General features: G+C 66.4%; 15 protein-coding genes. 5 read left to right on the forward strand and 10 right to left on the reverse strand.

Annotated elements, in window-relative coordinates; translation table 11 throughout:
• Window positions 1–26: 26 nt before the first annotated feature.
• From ILT43_RS18115 to ILT43_RS18135, 5 genes are all read left to right on the forward strand, one after another.
• Window positions 27–872: an SDR family oxidoreductase gene (locus ILT43_RS18115; protein ID WP_204200397.1), complete on the forward strand. Its 846-nt coding sequence runs from the start codon at window positions 27–29 to the stop codon at window positions 870–872.
• A 116-nt stretch (window positions 873–988) separates the two neighbouring features.
• On the forward strand, window positions 989–1,393 hold the full coding sequence (locus tag ILT43_RS18120; RefSeq protein WP_204200398.1) for a hypothetical protein: 405 nt from the start codon (window positions 989–991) through the stop codon (window positions 1,391–1,393).
• The gene (locus tag ILT43_RS18125; protein WP_204200399.1) at window positions 1,390–1,593 is read left to right on the forward strand and encodes a helix-turn-helix transcriptional regulator; all 204 of its coding nucleotides are present in this window, start codon (window positions 1,390–1,392) and stop codon (window positions 1,591–1,593) included. Before ILT43_RS18120 ends, ILT43_RS18125 begins: the two co-directional genes overlap by 4 nt.
• A 4-nt stretch (window positions 1,594–1,597) precedes the next feature.
• The gene (locus tag ILT43_RS18130; protein ID WP_204200400.1) at window positions 1,598–2,509 is read left to right on the forward strand and encodes an alpha/beta fold hydrolase; all 912 of its coding nucleotides are present in this window, start codon (window positions 1,598–1,600) and stop codon (window positions 2,507–2,509) included.
• A 97-nt stretch (window positions 2,510–2,606) separates the two neighbouring features.
• A complete protein-coding gene (locus tag ILT43_RS18135; RefSeq protein ID WP_204200401.1) occupies window positions 2,607–3,065 on the forward strand; it encodes a hypothetical protein in 459 nt (152 codons plus the stop codon).
• Window positions 3,066–3,081: 16 nt separating this feature from the next.
• On the opposite strand, the gene ILT43_RS18140 is transcribed toward ILT43_RS18135, so the two are convergent.
• The 10 genes from ILT43_RS18140 to ILT43_RS18185 all read right to left on the reverse strand — a co-directional run bounded on the left by ILT43_RS18140 (window position 3,082) and on the right by ILT43_RS18185 (window position 16,194).
• Window positions 3,082–4,374, reverse strand: a complete 1,293-nt coding sequence (locus ILT43_RS18140) for a PQQ-dependent sugar dehydrogenase (RefSeq protein WP_204200402.1) — start codon at window positions 4,372–4,374, stop codon at window positions 3,082–3,084.
• Window positions 4,371–4,799 (reverse strand): DUF2231 domain-containing protein, encoded by a 429-nt coding sequence (locus ILT43_RS18145; RefSeq protein WP_204200403.1) that lies wholly within the window; start codon window positions 4,797–4,799, stop codon window positions 4,371–4,373. The genes ILT43_RS18140 and ILT43_RS18145 overlap by 4 nt, the downstream gene beginning before the upstream one ends.
• A gap of 137 nt (window positions 4,800–4,936) precedes the next feature.
• Entirely contained in the window at window positions 4,937–6,112 is a 1,176-nt protein-coding gene (locus ILT43_RS18150) for a PQQ-dependent sugar dehydrogenase (RefSeq protein ID WP_204200404.1), read from the reverse strand.
• 107 nt (window positions 6,113–6,219) lie between these two features.
• Window positions 6,220–7,287 carry a LacI family DNA-binding transcriptional regulator gene (locus ILT43_RS18155; protein ID WP_204200405.1) on the reverse strand — a complete coding sequence of 356 codons (1,068 nt, stop codon included), beginning with the start codon at window positions 7,285–7,287 and terminating at the stop codon, window positions 6,220–6,222.
• Window positions 7,288–8,775, reverse strand: coding sequence for a tryptophan halogenase family protein (locus ILT43_RS18160; protein WP_204200406.1), 1,488 nt, complete (start codon window positions 8,773–8,775; stop codon window positions 7,288–7,290).
• The gene (locus ILT43_RS18165; protein WP_204200407.1) at window positions 8,772–9,803 is read right to left on the reverse strand and encodes a cupin-like domain-containing protein; all 1,032 of its coding nucleotides are present in this window, start codon (window positions 9,801–9,803) and stop codon (window positions 8,772–8,774) included. Before ILT43_RS18165 ends, ILT43_RS18160 begins: the two co-directional genes overlap by 4 nt.
• Entirely contained in the window at window positions 9,796–10,503 is a 708-nt protein-coding gene (locus tag ILT43_RS18170; RefSeq protein ID WP_204200408.1) for a SapC family protein, read from the reverse strand. Before ILT43_RS18170 ends, ILT43_RS18165 begins: the two co-directional genes overlap by 8 nt.
• Entirely contained in the window at window positions 10,503–12,053 is a 1,551-nt protein-coding gene (locus tag ILT43_RS18175; RefSeq protein WP_204200409.1) for a tryptophan halogenase family protein, read from the reverse strand. Before ILT43_RS18175 ends, ILT43_RS18170 begins: the two co-directional genes overlap by 1 nt.
• Before the next feature lie 106 nt (window positions 12,054–12,159).
• Window positions 12,160–15,180, reverse strand: a complete 3,021-nt coding sequence (locus tag ILT43_RS18180) for a TonB-dependent receptor (RefSeq protein ID WP_204200410.1) — start codon at window positions 15,178–15,180, stop codon at window positions 12,160–12,162.
• 189 nt (window positions 15,181–15,369) lie between these two features.
• Window positions 15,370–16,194 carry a glycoside hydrolase family 16 protein gene (locus tag ILT43_RS18185; RefSeq protein WP_204200411.1) on the reverse strand — a complete coding sequence of 275 codons (825 nt, stop codon included), beginning with the start codon at window positions 16,192–16,194 and terminating at the stop codon, window positions 15,370–15,372.
• Window positions 16,195–16,349 lie beyond the last annotated feature (155 nt).

Here is a 16,349-nt window from a genome sequence, read left to right on the forward strand (position 1 = left end):
ACATCCGTGGGTAGCGAGGACGTTTCATGAGCAAGGTTTGGTTTATCACCGGTGCCGGAAGCGGACTGGGCGCTGGCACCGCGCGAGCGGCGTTGAAGGCGGGCGACAAGGTCGTCGCGCTGGGGCGGGACACCGGCAAGATCGAACGGGCGTTGCAGGGCGCTCCGGCGGATGCGCTGCTGATCGTCGCAGCGGACGTGACCGTTCCCGATCAGGTACACATTGCCGTGGCCGCCGCCATCGGACGGTTCGGCCGCATCGACACACTGTTGAACAACGCTGGCGGAGGCGTGTTCGGCAATTTCGAGGAACTGGCCTGGCCCGACATCGAGTGGCAATACCAAGTGAACGTCTTCGGCGTCATGCATTTGCTGCGTGCCGTTCTGCCGGTGATGCGGCGGCAACGTTCGGGCCTGATCCTCAACATCAGCTCCGGCGGCGGCGTTCAGGGGTTCGCCCAGAGCACGGCGTACGGCGCGACCAAGTTCGCCGTCGAGGGATTGACCCTGGCGCTGGCGCAGGAGGTCGCGCCGTTCGGCATCCGTGTCGTCCTCGTCGAACCGGGGATGTTCCGTACCGACCTGTTGAGCGACGCGTCGGTGCGATACGCAGACCCGTCGATCGACGATTACGCCCATCTGACCTCCGCCCGCGACGCCTGGGCACCCATCGACGGCACGCAAGTCGGCGACCCTGAGAAGTTCGGCGGTGTCATGGTGCAGGTCGCCGGCCTCTCCGAACCGCCCCGCATTCTGGCGGTTGGCCGGGACGTGCTCGACATCATCGACTCTGTGACAACGGAACGGCGTGAACAAGCCGCCCTGTACGCGACCCTCTCGACCTCGACCGATTTCGCCGATGCGCCTGAATAACGGAGGCAAGGAGTAGGATTCTGCATCTATGTTCAAACACCAATGGAAAGTCTGCTTGACGTAAAGCGTGCTTTCCATGACAAGCTACCTTCACATCGAATCGAAGGAGCTCGAACATGCGTTTCTCGCCGGCTCAACGCCGCTACAATCGTCGCGTCATCCTGCTGGCGCTGATCTACGTCACGTTGCTGTTTCCGGCGGTCTACCTGCTGGACCGGCATCTCGTCAGCGGCCCGGTGGCCTACATCGTCGGCATCTTGCCGGCGTTCCCGGTGATCGGTTTCTTCGTGGCCATCGGCGCCTGTCTCGTCGAGGAGACGGACGAGTATCAGCGCATGCTGCTCGTCCGGCAGTCGTTGATCGCCACGGGGGTCGCGATGACCGGCGCGACGATGTGGGGGTTTCTCGAAGGGTTCGAGCTGTTGCCGCATCTGGTCGGCTATGCGTGGCCGATCCTGTGGTTCGCCGGGCTGGGCGTCGGTGGCTGCATCAACAAGCTGATCGAGCGGCGGGAAGCATGAACAACCACCTCCGCGCGCTCCGTGCCGATCGCGGGTGGAGCCAGCAGCATCTGGGCGACCTGCTCGAGGTCAGTCGACAGAGCGTCAACGCGATCGAGACGGGCCGCTACGACCCGTCGCTGCCCCTCGCTTTCAAGATCGCCGAACTGTTCGATCTCGCGATCGAAGACGTGTTCACCAGCCCGTCCAAGGAGCAATGACATCATGATTGCGCATCTGTCCCTCCGCATCGTCGCGAGCATCTTCACGATGGCGACCGTGCTCGCCCCCACACACCCTCAGGCGCGGCCGGCCGCCGCGGCTTCCGCCGCGATCCAGATGCGGCACATCTCCATCGTCACGATGGGCGGCGGCAAACCGGTCGTCCTCATTCCAGGCTTGTCCAGCCCGCGCGCGGTATGGGACGATGTCGCACCGACCCTGGCGCAGACCCGCCGCGTTATTCTGGTCCAGATCAACGGGTTTGCTGGCGACGATCCGCGCGGCAATCTCGCCGCCGGCGTCCTCGACGGGGTGATCGCCGACCTGCACGATTACCTGACTCGGGAGAAGTTGACGGGTGCGGCCATCGTGGGACACTCGCTGGGTGGACTGATCGCGATGAAGCTGGCCATCCTGCACCCCGCGGATGCCGGGCGGCTGATGATCGTGGACTCGTTGCCGTTCTACGGACGGTTGTTCGGCCCGACGATGACGCCGGCGATGCTGGAGCCGCGGGCCGCGGCGATGCGGGACGCGATCAAGGGCCGCTACGGTCAAGCTGCGGACGTGGCGGGTGCCGAGGCGGTCGCCGACCAGATGGCACTCAAGCCGGAGTCCCGTGCGAAGGTGAAGGCCTATGCCGTCGCCAGCGATCCGCGCGTGACGGCGCAAGCGATGTACGAGGATTTGACGGTGGACCTCACGCCGCAACTGTCGCGGATCGGCGTGCCGGTGACGGTGGTCGTACCCTATCACAATGCCTTGCCGCAGGCCCAAGTCGATGCCCTGTACCGCAGCGCCTATACGGGTACGCCCGACCTGAGCATGGTCGAGATCGGCGATGCCGCGCATTTCGTCATGCTGGATCAGCCGCAACGGTTCGCCGCGGCGATGACCGTTTTTCTCGCCAAGTGACGACGACGCCGCGGTCGAGCCGATCGCCGGAGGCCCGGAACGGATCGCCTGCACGGCTCGCCCGTTGCCGCAGGGCGAGGTCGATACAGGAGATGACATGCTGCGGTCGGTACTGATGGGTCTGGTGGCGGGACAGCGGGCGATGACGCCATTGGCCGCGCTGGCCGGTGCGGCGCAGCGGGACACGTTGCCGTACGACAATCTCGAGGCGCGGTTGATGAAGCAACGCGTGCCCACGGCCGGGGCGGTCGTGATGGCGGCGGCGGAAATGGCGGGTGACAAGATGACGACGGCACCCGACCGGACCGTGGCGCTGGGCCTGCTCGCCCGGACGATCAGCAGCGGTTTCGCCGGCGCCGCGCTGGCCCACCCGGACCGGCGCTGGACGGGGGCGGCGTTGGGCGTCGGTGCGGCGATCGCATCGTCGTATGGCGGTTTGGCCGTTCGCAAATGGGCCATGCAACGTTGGGGTCAAACGGCAACGGGCTTCGCAGAGGACGCGATCGTTTTTACCGCCGCCAACCTCATCGCCAACGCCAGACCGGGACGCGCCTGACGTCCCCCCGGTCGGGCTAGCGGTTAGGCGTCACTCTCCACACGGTATTGGAAAGATCGTCGGCGATGACGAGGGCACCGCGTGGGTCCAGCGTCACGCCGACCGGCCTTCCGCGCGTCTTGCCATCCTTGCCCATGAACCCGACCGCGAAATCGACCGGCTGGCCCGCCGGGCGACCGTCGCGAAAGGGAACGAAGACGACCTTGTAACCGGACGGCGCGTCGCGGTTCCAACTGCCATGCTCGCCGACGAATACACCGTCCGCGAAGCGCCCGCCCATGACCGAACTGGAGAAGGCGACGCCGAGCGCCGCAACGTGCGCCCCGAGAGCATAATCGGGGCGGATCGCGGTGGCGACGAGGGCGGGTTTCTGGGGCCGGACGCGGGGGTCGATCGTCTTGCCCCAATAGCTGTACGGCCAGCCATAAAAGCCCCCATCGCGAACCGACGTCAGATAATCGGGAACGAGGTCCGGACCCAGTTCGTCACGCTCGTTCGCCACCGCCCACAAGGTTTGCGTGCCCGGCTGGATCGCGAGCGCAGTCGGGTTGCGGACGCCGGTCGCAAACGGGCGGTGGGCACCCGTTGCGGCATCGACCTGCCAGATCATCGCCCGATCGACTTCCGCCGCCATGCCACGTTCGGTGATGTTGCTGTTCGATCCGATCCCCACATACAGGAGCCGTCCGTCGGGGCTGACCGCCAGCGACTTCGTCCAGTGGTGATTGATCGCGGCGGGCAGGGCGGTCACCGTCGTCGGCGCGCCGTCCGCCCGGGTCTGGCCGTTGCGATAGTCGAGGCGGACCAGAGCATCCTGATTGGCGACGTAAAGCGAGCCGTCGTGCAACGCGAGACCATAAGGTGCATTGAGCCCCTCGGCGAACACGGTGCGCCCTTCGTACACGCCGTCGCCGTCGGCGTCGCGCAGCAAGGTCAGGCGGTCGCCCCCCTTCACGGACGTCGTGCCCTTGGCCTTGATGATGCCGGCGATGATGTCCTTGGGCCGCAATTTGGGGGCATCGCCGCCGCCCTTGCCCTCTGCCACCAGAATATCGCCGTTGGGCAGCACGAGGGTCTGCCGCGGGACTTTCAGGCCGGTCGCGATCGCCGTGATCGCATAGCCCTGAGGTACGGTCGGCCGCATGTCGCCCCAGCCGACGGGGTCTGCAATCTTCATGCTGGGCAACAGGCCGCGCTGCTGCTCCGGCAGGCCGGGATTGGCGCCGTAGCGGGCCGTGTTCGGCTCCCCGCCGCAGCCCCCGAGGAGTATCGACAGGCCGACGGCGGTCAGGAGGGAAAAGCGCATCATGCCGTCACCGCCGTGCGAGTGCCGGCGAACCCAAGCCATGTCGCCGCCAGGACGAAGATTGCAACGAGGGCACTGAGGATCAGCCCTTCCGGCATCGTCGCCCAGGCGTCCTTGGCATGCACCAGGGCGTTCACAAAACCGACGACGAATGTCACCAACAGCATCAGCGCGTACCCGAGCCGACGCCGGCCACGACGATCACGGCGAAGCACCTCCACGACCGCCCACAGCAACGCAAAGCCGCAGAAGACGAGCGCACCGGCGATCAGCCATGACGCGAAGTTCAGCCACTGGACCTCGTACGACCGCGCATAGGCGATATCGCTGAGCAAAGCGCCCAGGAACAGGGGGACGCATCCTCCCAGCAGCACCGCATGCACCGGGTGGAGCGGATGTGTCGGCGTTCGCCCGACGGAGATCGACACGATACCCTGCTACTCCCGATCCATGAGCGATTGACCCGGCTCGGGCCGGCTCGGCGCATGGTTCAGAAATGCCGCATCCCCCCGGATGTTCCGCGCGTCATCGCAGGCAGTTAGCCGGCGCGGCCAAAGCCCTGCTGTCAGCGCGGGGTGAGTTCGACAAGCGCCGCGCCAGTACCGTCGCGCAAGATCCAAAGCGATCCCGCGGGACCTTCCTCCACCTCGCGAACCCGCGCCCCGAGGCCGATGCGGGCGACTTCGGTCGCCGTGTTGCCAGTGACCCTCACGCGCACGATGCCCTGTTGCGCCAGACCCGCCAGGATGAAATCGCCCGTCCAACCGGCGAATGCGGCGCCACGATACTGGATCATGCCGCCCGGTGCGATCACCGGAGTCCAGCTGACGAGAGGCGGAGTATAGATCGGGTTCGTGGCGTGGCGAGGGATCGCCGACCCGTCGTAATTGTCGCCCTCTGATACGCGCGGCCAACCGTAATTCCGGCCGCTCTCGATCAGGTTGAATTCGTCGCCACCCGCCGGGCCCATCTCGGATTCGAACAGTCTGCCATCACTGGCGAAGACCAGACCATAGGGGTTGCGGTGGCCCAGCGACCAGATCTCCGCCCGCGCACCCGCCGTTGCGGTGAAGGGGTTACCGGCCGGGGGCGTACCGTCGAGATTGATCCGGACGATCTTGCCCAGCGTTCCCGACAGTTCCTGTGCCGGCGTGCCCTGCTGCCGCTCTCCGCTGCTGATGAACAGTGTCCGTCCGTCGGGAGCGAACGCCAATCGTGCGCCGAGTTGCCCACCGGTCGTCGCAGGTGTCGCCCGCCATATCACGGCAACGTCGTCCAGGCGCGGTGTCGCGCCCGCGCTCAGCGTCGCCCGCGCCACCGCCAGTTGTTGGCCGCCGGTCGCCGGTTCCGCGTAGCTCAGCCAGATGCGGGAGTTCGTGACGAAGCCGGGATCGAGCACCACATCCTGCAAACCGAGCTGACCCGAAAACGCCACCCGCGGAACGCCTGCGACCGGGGCCTTGGCACCTGCCTGAGTAACAAGCTGGAGCTGCCCCGGCTCCTCGGTGACCAGCATGCGACCATCCGGCAGGAACACCATCGCCCAGGGGTTGTCGAACGTCGCAACGACCCGTTGATTGACGGCGGTCACCGTGGGGGAGGGGGCGGGGGTCGGCGAAGGGGTCGTCGTGGCCGAAGGCAGCGGCGTGGGTGTCGCCGGTGCGGAAGCGTCTTCGTCGCTGCCGCCACAACCGGCCAGTGCGACGGCCAGGACGACCGTCATCAATCCCGTTCGGGTCATCGCCTTCACTCCTCGCGGCAGTCGGGGCCGCCATCCATGTCAACGTATGTCGCGTACAGAAGGATGCGGGCGTGTTCGCAAAGGCGATGAACGGTTGCCCGTAAAAGTCAGGTGCCGTTTTCTACAGCAACAGGCGGAGCGGTCGACTCCCGCAACGTCAGTTGCGCCGCCACGGTGACGGGCGTCCCGTCATGGGGTGATTGTCCGAGGTCTGCGATGATGAGGCTAACCGCGCGGGCGGAGACTTCGGCGATGGGTTGGACCACCGCAGTGACAGGCGGGCGCGCCAGGCGGATGATGGGTGTGTCGTCGAAGCTGATGACGGAAAGATCGCGGGGGACGTTCATCCCCCGCTCGCGCGCGACGTCCAGAGTGGCCAGCGTCATCTGGTCGTTACCGCCGATGATCGCCGTCGGCGGACGCGTGAGGGCGAGCAGTGCCTGCGCCGCCGCCCGGCCCGAGGCATAGCTGAAATCCCCATCGCCCAGCAGATCGACCGCCTCCAGGTCGGCCGCCGCCATCGCTTCACGCCAGCCATCGACGCGCCACGCGCTGAGTTCATAGTCATCCGGGCCTGCGATGAAGCCGATCCTGCGATGGCCCTGTGCGATCAGGTGTTCCGTCGCGATCCGTGCGGCACGCGTGTCGTCCATGATGAGGCGGATGCCGGGTCCCTCGGTCAGCGAGCCGATCCGGGCGAAGCTGATGCCCTGCGCGGCCAGCAGGTTGATGATGAGCGGATTGCCGGAATGCGGCGGCGTCAGGATGACGCCGTCGGGCTGGAGAGCGGCGATCGCGCCCATCAGTTCGCGTTCGATATGGTCGCTGTGCGTGTCGACCAACTCCACGATCATGCGGTAGCCGTGCTCGGCGCAGGTCAGCATCCCGCCCAGCAGCATCTGGTCGAGCCAGTCGGTGCCCTGACGCGCGCGCCAATCGGCGATCGTCCGCTCCCGGTCGTTGAGCGCGAGGATCAGGTAGGATCGCGATCCCGCCATGCGCTGCGCGGCGATCGACGGGACGTATCCCAGCTTGTCGATCGACGCCTGTACGCGGCTGGCCATTTCGGGGCGGACGCCGGGTTCCTTGTTGACGACCCGGCTGACGGTTTGCAGCGACACGCCCGCGTCGCTCGCGACGTGCTTGATCGTGACAGCCTGCCGCCGCTTTGCCATCTAGCGGGCCGGGCCGCAGTAATTGGCGACGTAGGCGGCATGCTCGGGCAGGCTGTCGACGGTGGCGTTGGTATGATCGCGCAGGCCGGTCAGCAGACGGGCCAGTTCGTCGTCGCGCAGCTTGGTGGCGATCGGATGATAGCTTTCCGGGACGATGCCCTGACCCAGCATGACCTGCACCCAGCTGTTTTCCGCGAACAGCTCCTCGTTCTTGCGGAACACCCGCCCGGTTTCGCGGAACAGTTCGATCTTCTGGTCCAGCGTGTCGGGGATCGGCATCGCCGCGCATTGCCGCCAGAACGCGCTGTCGCGCCGCTCGGTCGCCTTATAGTGCAGGATCAGGAAATCGCGGATCTGGAGCATGTCGGTATGCTGCTGATCGTTGAATTCGGCCACGTCGCGCGGGCTGATGCCGGTCGACGGGAACAGTCGCAGCAGGCGCAGGATCGCGCGCTGGATCAGGTGGATGCTGGTGGATTCGAGCGGCTCCATGAACCCGCCCGCCAGCCCTACCGCGATGCAGTTGCGGTGCCATTGCCGCCGCCGCGCCCCCGTCACGAAGCGGAGTATGTTCGGCTCCGTCAGCGTCCGCCCCTCGATATTGCCGAGCAGCCGTTCGAGCGCGGCGTCGCGGTCCAGATAGCGGCTGCAATAGACGATGCCGTTGCCGGTGCGGTGCTGGAGCGGGATGCGCCATTGCCAGCCGGCGTCGTGCGCCATCGCGCGGGTATAGGGCAGGGCGGGGCGGACGCTTTCGGTCTGGACGGCGATGGCGGAATCGCAGGGCAGGTAATGCGACCAGTCGTCATAGCCGGCATGCAGCGCCCCCTCGATCAGGAGCGCGCGAAAGCCGGTGCAGTCGAGGAACAGGTCGCCTTCGATCCGCTCGCCGGAGTCGAGCAGCAGCGCCGCGATGTCGCCGCTGTCCCCGTCCAGATCGACCCGCGCGATCCTGCCCTCGATACGGATCGTGCCGTCCTGTTCGGCCATGCGGCGCAGGAAGCGCGCGTACAGCGTCGAGTCGAGCTGGTACGCGTAGTTCATGCGGTCGTCGGGCAGGTGCGCGAACTTGCCCTGCAACGCGGCGCGTAGTTCCAGGCAGTAATCGTCATACGGCTGGAGGTGGCCGCGGCTGAGCCCGTGCATCCAGAAATGCTGGAACCCCGCCGACCAGTGATCTTTGCCGGTGATGCCGAAGGAGTGGAAATAGCGTTCGCCCCGCTGCTTCCAGTCGTCGAACAGGATGCCGAGCTTGAACGTCGCCTGCGTCTCGCGCATGAACTCGGCTTCGTTGATGCCGAGCAGCCGGTTGTAGGTGACGAGCGGGGGAATGGTGGACTCGCCGACGCCGACCGTGCCGATCGCGTCGGATTCGACGAGGGTGAGGTCTACCGTCCGTCCCATCGTCCGCGCGATCGCGGCGGCCGCCATCCAGCCCGCGGTGCCGCCCCCGGCAATGACGACGCGGCGGATACCCGGCTGCGTCATCGACTGAGCGCCCTTAACAGGAACGCGCGCAGCTTGCCGGCGGTGTCCGGGGTCAGGGGCGCGAGCACGCCGCGCGCCGGTTCCGGTATATGCGCGGTGACCTCCGCTCCGTTGTCGAAGACATAGTGATCGAACATCGCGCGCCAGTGCACCTTTTCGTCGTCGGGCAGATCGCGGATCGCGAGCATGGCGTGGTTGAGCGCGTCCTGCGCCTGCCCCAGCCAGCGCGGTGCGTCGCGCCACCAGTAGTTCACGAGGACGTTGAATGGCGCCAGTGCCTCGACATGATGCCACCACATCGCCGGGATGAAGAGCGCGTCGCCGGCGTCGAGCTCGGCGACCTGGGCGTGGTCCAATGCCTCACGAAAGCGGGGGTGCGCGGCGAAGTCGGGATCGTGAAAATCGACCATGCTGACCGCCCGACCGGCGGGGGTGTTGTCGACGGGGCCGAGGTACAGGTTCCGGAACTGGTCGCGCGGAAACAACGTGAAGCGGCGCTGTCCCACGGCGACGCAGGCGAGGTTGTGCGGCACGTCGTTATGCGCCGCGATCCGCGTCGGCGTGCCCATCCAGATGCTGGCGAGCGGCGCCCGGTCGCCGAGATCGACATGGTTCGCCTCGTGCAGCCCCGCGAAGAACTGGAGCATGTCGATCGAGGCGAGATAGATCGACGGCGCTCCGTCGACGCCTTCGTTGGCGTCGATGCGTGCGAAGATGTCCGGCAGCTTCGCCGACAGCGTCTGGAAGTTCATGCCGTGCGCGTCGTCGTAGAACAGCCGGCCGCCGCTTTGCGACTGGCCGACCGATACCGCGAACGGCACCGGCCGTGCGAACCCGGCGATGTGATCGCGGGCTTCGCGCGAGGATCGCTGCCCGGCCTGCACGAGCGGCCAGTGGGCCGTCAGGCCACGGAAGACAAACGGCGTCGTCGCCTCGCGCAGCAGTGCGTCCAGTGCCGCAGGGGTGCCCGCGACGACGTCGCGGACCGGCGGCAGGCTGGCGAAGATGCCGGGGGTGCCGTCAGCCATTCCGCCGGTTCTTGCGCACGATCAGGTCGCCGATATTGCCCAGCGACGCGAGCGCCATGAACATCGGCATCAGGTGGCCGGCGGCGTGCAGCTCGCCGACGATCGTCGGATCGAGCCGCTCCAGCTTTTCCTCATCGATGATGTGATACCCGACCAGCCGGTGCTGCGCGCCGTCGTCGAGCGTGACGTCCAGCGTCAGCGGTTCGAGGAGGTCGTAGCGGCGGAGCGCCGCGAAGAAGTCGGAGGAGGCGACATAATCCTCGTCCAGCGCGCGCAGCTGGTCGGCGATGCGCTCCAGATACGGGGTCGGGCGGCCGGTATCGTCGAACACCCGCATGCCCTCTCCGCCACCGATGCGCGGGCTCGCCATGTCGATATGGACCTGACGAACCGTCGAGTCCCCGGCGCCGTGGCCGACGAGGAAGGGCTGGCTGTCGATCGCGAGCGGGCGATACCGTGCGTCCCAGCGGCCGTTATCGAGGAACAGGTTCTCGCCGACCTCGAACCCGAACATCGCTAGCGCGGTGAAGCTGTCAGTCGCGTGATCGCGCTGGAACAGGATGGGGTAATGCGCCTGCACGCGGCGGAATTCGCTCGGCACGGTGATGCAGGCCATGACGGCGTCGCCGAGTTCCGCCGCGCGTTCGGTACGGATGCGCAGATCGCGGTGGTCGTCGGGGGTGAGGATCACGTGGGACATCAGCAGATCGGTTCCGGAATTGGCCGTGCGCTTGCGAGCAGGGCGTCGAGATAGGCACGATTGGTCGGCAGGCCGGCCGCGAGTGCCCGCTTGCGCCGCTCGACCTGCGCCATCGCAGCATCGACGCGCGCGCGGCTCCCCGTCGCGATCGGCCCGCGCGGCGGCGGCGGAAAGCCCATGCCGTACAGCACATATTGGTAGCTGGCGGCGGGAAAAACCTCGTCGATCATCGGGAAGTCGGCACCGGAGGGCGGCTGGTGACGCCACAGCGCCAGGAGTTCGCCGAGCCGTCCGGGGATCGACCCTGGGTTGCGGTGGTCGCGCCAGTAGGGCTCGTCGCGCTCGCTCAAGACGTAATGCAGCTTCAGGAACTCGACGATCCGGTCCCAGCGATAGCGGAACAGCGCGTTGAAGCGGGCGGCGTGGATGTCCATCGCCCCGCGTGTGGCGGGAAAATTGTCGAGCAACGCGTCGAGCGACAGTTCGATCAGCACGATCGCGGAAGCTTCCAGCGGCTCCAGAAAGCCGGCGGACAGGCCGATGGCGATGCAGTTGCGTTCCCAGAACCGCTCGCGGTGTTGCGACTGGAAGCGGAGTTGCCGGAACGACGCCGCGCCCGCACGGGGCAGCGTCGCGCGCAGATACCGCGTCAGCGTATCCGCCGCCGCGTCGTCGCTCATATGCGCGGACGAGTAGACGCAACCGATGCCGCGGCGTGTCGGCAGGCCGATGTCCCAGATCCATCCCGCTCCGTGTGCGGTCGCGTTGGTCTGCGACGCGATCGGGGTGTCGGGCGCGACGGGCATCTGCACCGCCAGCGCTCGGTCATTGAACAGCTCGCGACCGCGATCGATCGTCGCGATGCGGAAGTGATCGCCGATCAGCATCGCCGCCTGACCGGTGCAGTCGAGGAAAAGGTCGCCGTGGATCGTGCCCGACGCGCGCGTCCGTACGCCCGCGATATCGCCGTCGTCGGCGGCATCGATCCCGACGACGTGGTCGCGGAGATGCCGCACCTTCAGGCGTTCCGTCGCGTGGCGCATCAGCGTCGCGGCGAGCTTCCCGGCGTCGAGGTGATAGGCGTAGTTCAGCGTTCCGGCATAATCGTCCATCGCGCGCTGACGCGGGGCGAGGTCGCGGGCGGCGATGTCCCCCTGCACGCCGACCGCATCGGCGAACGCGCCGCCGGCGTCCGCCCATGCCGCGACGATGTCGCGCGGGTCGCCGTCGACCGGCGGGGTGAAGGGGTGGAGGTAGCTGTCGTCCTTGGCACCGGTTCGCCAGCCGTCGAAGCGGGAGCCCTGTTTGAACGACGCATCGCAGGCGGTTAGGAATTCGGCCTCGCCGATGCCGATCCGCTCCAGCGTGCGGCGCATCGTCGGCCACGTGCCCTCGCCGACCCCGATCGTCGCGACCTCCGGCGATTCGATCAGGGTGACGTGCAAAGGATGCACCGCCGTCCGGTCCGCACGCGCCGCGATCAGGCACGCGGCGAGCCAGCCGGCCGTACCGCCGCCCACGATCACGATGTTGGCGATCGACCGGTCCATCGTCTGCCTGCCTGCTTCCTTCACCCGATCAGCTTATGCGGGACGGACGCGCGCCGGAACAGCCGTCCTGTGGACGATCCGTTCCGGCGCGCGGTCCTTCAGCGGATCAGAAGCTGAAGCGGACGCCCGCGGCATAGCGTGCGAAGCCCGGCTGCGCGAAGGTGACGAAATTGTCCGATCGCCGATGCCCGCGCCGGCCCTGTCCGGTGAGGTTGATGGCCTCGCCGAAGACGGCCAGCCCCTCGGTCACCTGCACGCTCGCGCTGGCGTCGATCTGGCCATAGTCCTCGACATAGGTCGGGTCGGGGTTGCCGCCGGCGTAGAATTCGGCACGCCAGTTGTATGCGATACGCGCCTGGATGCCGTTCTTGTCGTAGAAGGCCACCGCGTTGGCGCTGTCGCTCAGCCCGGCGAGCGCAAACTGGCCGATCGACGGATTGGCAGCATTGTTGAACCGCGCGTTGCCGTTGACGATCGTGTAGTTGAGGATAACGCCGAGACCGGTGTTCCAGAAGTTATGCTGGATGGCGAACTCGAAGCCGTCGATCGTCGCCTTCTGATCCGAATTGAACGGCGTCGCGATCTGGAAATTGACCAGCCCGTCTTCGGGCAGACCGAAGATGTTGCCGTTCAGATACTCGACGCCGCCGATCGTGGAGCTGCCGGTGACCTGGGTCGATCCCGGATAGTTGCGCAGGATGTAGTCGCGGATGCGGATGACGTCCGTCGTTCCGCCCAGTGCCGCCTGCGCTGCACGGAAGCGGGGACCGTCCGCCGGGTTGCGCAGGTCGAAGGCGGGCTGGTCGATCTGTTGCGAGTTGATGAAGTTCGACACGCGTTTGCGGAAATAGCCCGCCGACATGTAGCTTTCGGGGCCGTAATACCATTCCGCGGAGACATCGATGTTCTTCGACAGGAACGGCACCAGGTTCGGGTTACCCTGATTGCCGCCGCCGCCGACGATGCCGAACTGACGGTTGAGCGTCAGACCGCCCTGAAGGCTGGTATAGTCAGCACGGGTGATCGTGTGGCTGTACGAGGCGCGCAGCTTCACGTCGCGCAGCGGCGACACGTCGACGTCGATCGCGGGCAGCCAGTTGTTGTAATTGCCCTTCACCTTCGTGAAGTCGGCGTTCTGCGAATAGATGATGCCGAACTCGCCGGCCGCCACCCACTGCGTTCCGATCGGGATCGGGATCAGCGCGGACGAACTGACGGTCGTCTCGTCGTAACGAACGCCGGCGATGACGTGCGCGTCGCGGGAGAACAGGTCGAACGTGTTGTTGAACTGCACGAACGGCGAGATCGTTTTCTCGGTGATCCGCCGGTCGGTATCGTACGGGGCGAGGCAGTTGCCGTCGCCTCCGCAGATGTTGAACTTCTGGTCGAGCAGCGTCGCAAGACGTTCGAAGTTGAAGCTGTAGAAGGCCGGGATGATCCCGTCCTTCGCGCCCGAGACGCCCTTGAACTTGTCGGGCAGGGTGACGAGCTGGAAGATATCGTCGGGCAGGTCGGCGGGCGTTCCGACGCCGCCCCAGGTGTCGTTCTGGACGAACCCGTAGGCCGATCGAACCTTGTTGTTCACGTACGATACGCCGAAGTCGATGGAGTCGAGGAACGCGCCCTCGTGGTCGTAGTGTCCCTTCAGCTGAACCTGATTGATCCGGTCCTTGAAATACGCGTTGCGGAACGAGTTGCCGGTGGCGTTGATGTTGCCGGCGTTCAGCGGGTCGATGCCGGGATACATGGTGTACGAGATGATCGGCAGATCCTTCTCGAAGTTCACGGTCTGGTCGGCGACGCCGAAGATCGCATTGCCGATCGACGTGCTGGTGCCGAACTGGTTGGTCGGGCGTGACTCTGCGGTGGAGTGATGCGCATCGAGCGACACGGTGACGCCGCCCGGCGCCTCCCACGTCAGATTGCCGCCGAGCGACTTGTTCTCGGACAGGTTGGCGGTCAGCGATCCGCTGTACGACAGGTCCTTACCCGGCCCGAACCGCTCCGTGTAGAAGATCGGGCCGGCGGCGGGACCGTCGGTCCACGCGCTGGACGTGTCGGCGAAGTTGAACCAGATGCCGACGCTGTTGTCGCGGGCGACGACCTTGTTGCGAGAATAGGTGAAGTCGACGGTCGCGGTCAGCGAGTCGAAGGGCTTCGCCTGCAACACGACCTGGCCGTTGATCCGCTCGCGGTCGATGTTGGTCAAGTTGTAGGCGGCGCTCTGCGGCACCTCGTAGACGTCGTTCTGGCCGGGGCGGTTGGTGACGTTCTGCGACCCGGGCTGACCCGCCTGCGGCAAAGTGCCCCAGTCGTTCTCGGATCCGAGGAACGCGTTACCGAACCCGACGCTGCCCGTGTTCGTGCTCGCCTTGCGCTTCTGGTAGACGCCGGTCAGCAGGATGCCGATGCGATCGTCGGCAAAGGTGCTGCTGATGATGCCCGATACTTCGGGCGTGATCGGGTCCTTGCCGTTGCGCGAGCTGTCGAGCACGCCCTTGGCGGCGATGCTGCCGCGCAGGCCGGGTTTGTCGAGCGGCCGCGGCGTGCGGATGTTGATCGTCGAGCCGATACCGCCCGACGGCACGGCGGCGCGGCCGGTCTTGTACACCTCGACCGCAGCGATTCCTTCCGACGCCAGATTGGCGAAGTCGAACGAGCGCGACGCGGGCGGGCTGGCGCCGTCGCCCAGCGTCGAGGTCGGCAACTGGCGGCCGTTGAGCGTGACGAGATTGTATTCGGGGCCGAAACCGCGGACCGTTACGGTCGATCCTTCGCCGTTCGATCGGTCGATCGACACGCCGGTGATGCGTTGCAGCGATTCGGCGAGGTTGGTGTCGGGAAACTTGCCGATATCCTCGGCCGAGATCGCGTCGACCACGCCCTGACCGTTGCGCTTGATGTCGATCGCCTCGCGCAGCGACGCGCGGATACCGGTGACGACGATGTCGTCGGTGACTTCGTTCGGATCGGCGGGGGTCGCCTGCGGCTCGGTGTCGGCAGGGCCGGGGTTGCCGACCGTGGCGGCGGCGTCCTGCGCCAGTGCCGTGCCGGGCACTGCAGCCAGAGCCAGGACCGACGTTCCGATGACGAAGTGCGAAAGCGAGCGAGCGGCGAAGCTGCGCATGAGTAATCCCCTCCCCAGTGTTCGACGCTATGGATGCGCCTCTCTGTGAACGTTCACTTTTCCGGATCGGCTGCGCTTGTCAAGCATGACAACGCAGTCATGGGAACGTTCACGTGATTTTGTTCGGCTGTGACTGCGGCACCACAGTATCGAGGTGGCGCAGGTGGTTGGGAGGGAGACGGTAGGAAACTACCGGTTCGATGGAAGCCAGTAGCGGACATAGTCGACCGCCATGCGCTGCGGGAGGGCGGCATCGTCGATGCCCTGCTTGCCGCCCCAATCGCCGCCGACCGCGAGGTTGAGGATCAGTTCATACGGCCGATTGAACGGCCACGCCGCCTCGCCGCCGGGCTGGTCGTTCCTGACGCGCATCACCGCGCGGCCGTCGACTCCGATCGTGATCGCATCCGGTCGCCATTCGAGCTGGTAGCGGTGATAGTCCGTGCAGGCCGTGGCGATGCGCGTCTGCGCGCCGCGTTGCGTTCCCTTGGCGTGGTTGAACGCTCCGCTGTGCAGCGTGGCATGGACGACGTTCGGGTCCCAGCCGACCATCTCCATGATATCGATCTCTCCCTTGTCGGGCCATTTTCCGGTTTTCGGCAGCATCCAGATCGCCGGCCAGGCGCCGCGCCCGCACGGCAGCTTCGCGCGGACCTCGTAGAAGCCGAAGCCATAGGATTGACGCGTCACGAGCTTGGCGGAGCTGTAGTGCTGACCGCCCCAGTCCGGAAAGCGGGCCTTGGACAGCGTCTCCCGCCGCGCCTCGATGATCAGCGACCCGCCCTCGATGCGGGCGTTCTCCGGGCGGTCCTTGGCGTAATATTGCTTCTCGTTGTTGTACCAGCCCTCGGCGTTGCGCGAGGTGTCGTACCGCCAACGCGCGGTGTCGATCGTCACCCCATCGAACTCGTCGGCGAAGGCAGGTTTGCCCTTGGGCGCATTCATCGGTGCATCGACGCCGTAGTTGGTGGCGCCCAGCGAGACGATCTGGGTGAGGAGCAGGAAAAGGGACATCGTCAGAGCGCTTCCGGATTGCGATCGGGATCGGGGGTTAGGGCTTTGGTATCGTTGCCCAAATCGTCGCGCCCGCCAAGTGGGATCGTCCTTCCGGCGGGTGCAGGCGCGCCCCGGACGTCCAGCCGAGTGCGGATGCCACTGCACGCCGATGA

Origin of the sequence: Sphingomonas longa (genome assembly GCF_016892685.1) — a bacterium.
Lineage (GTDB): Bacteria > Pseudomonadota > Alphaproteobacteria > Sphingomonadales > Sphingomonadaceae > Sphingomonas > Sphingomonas longa.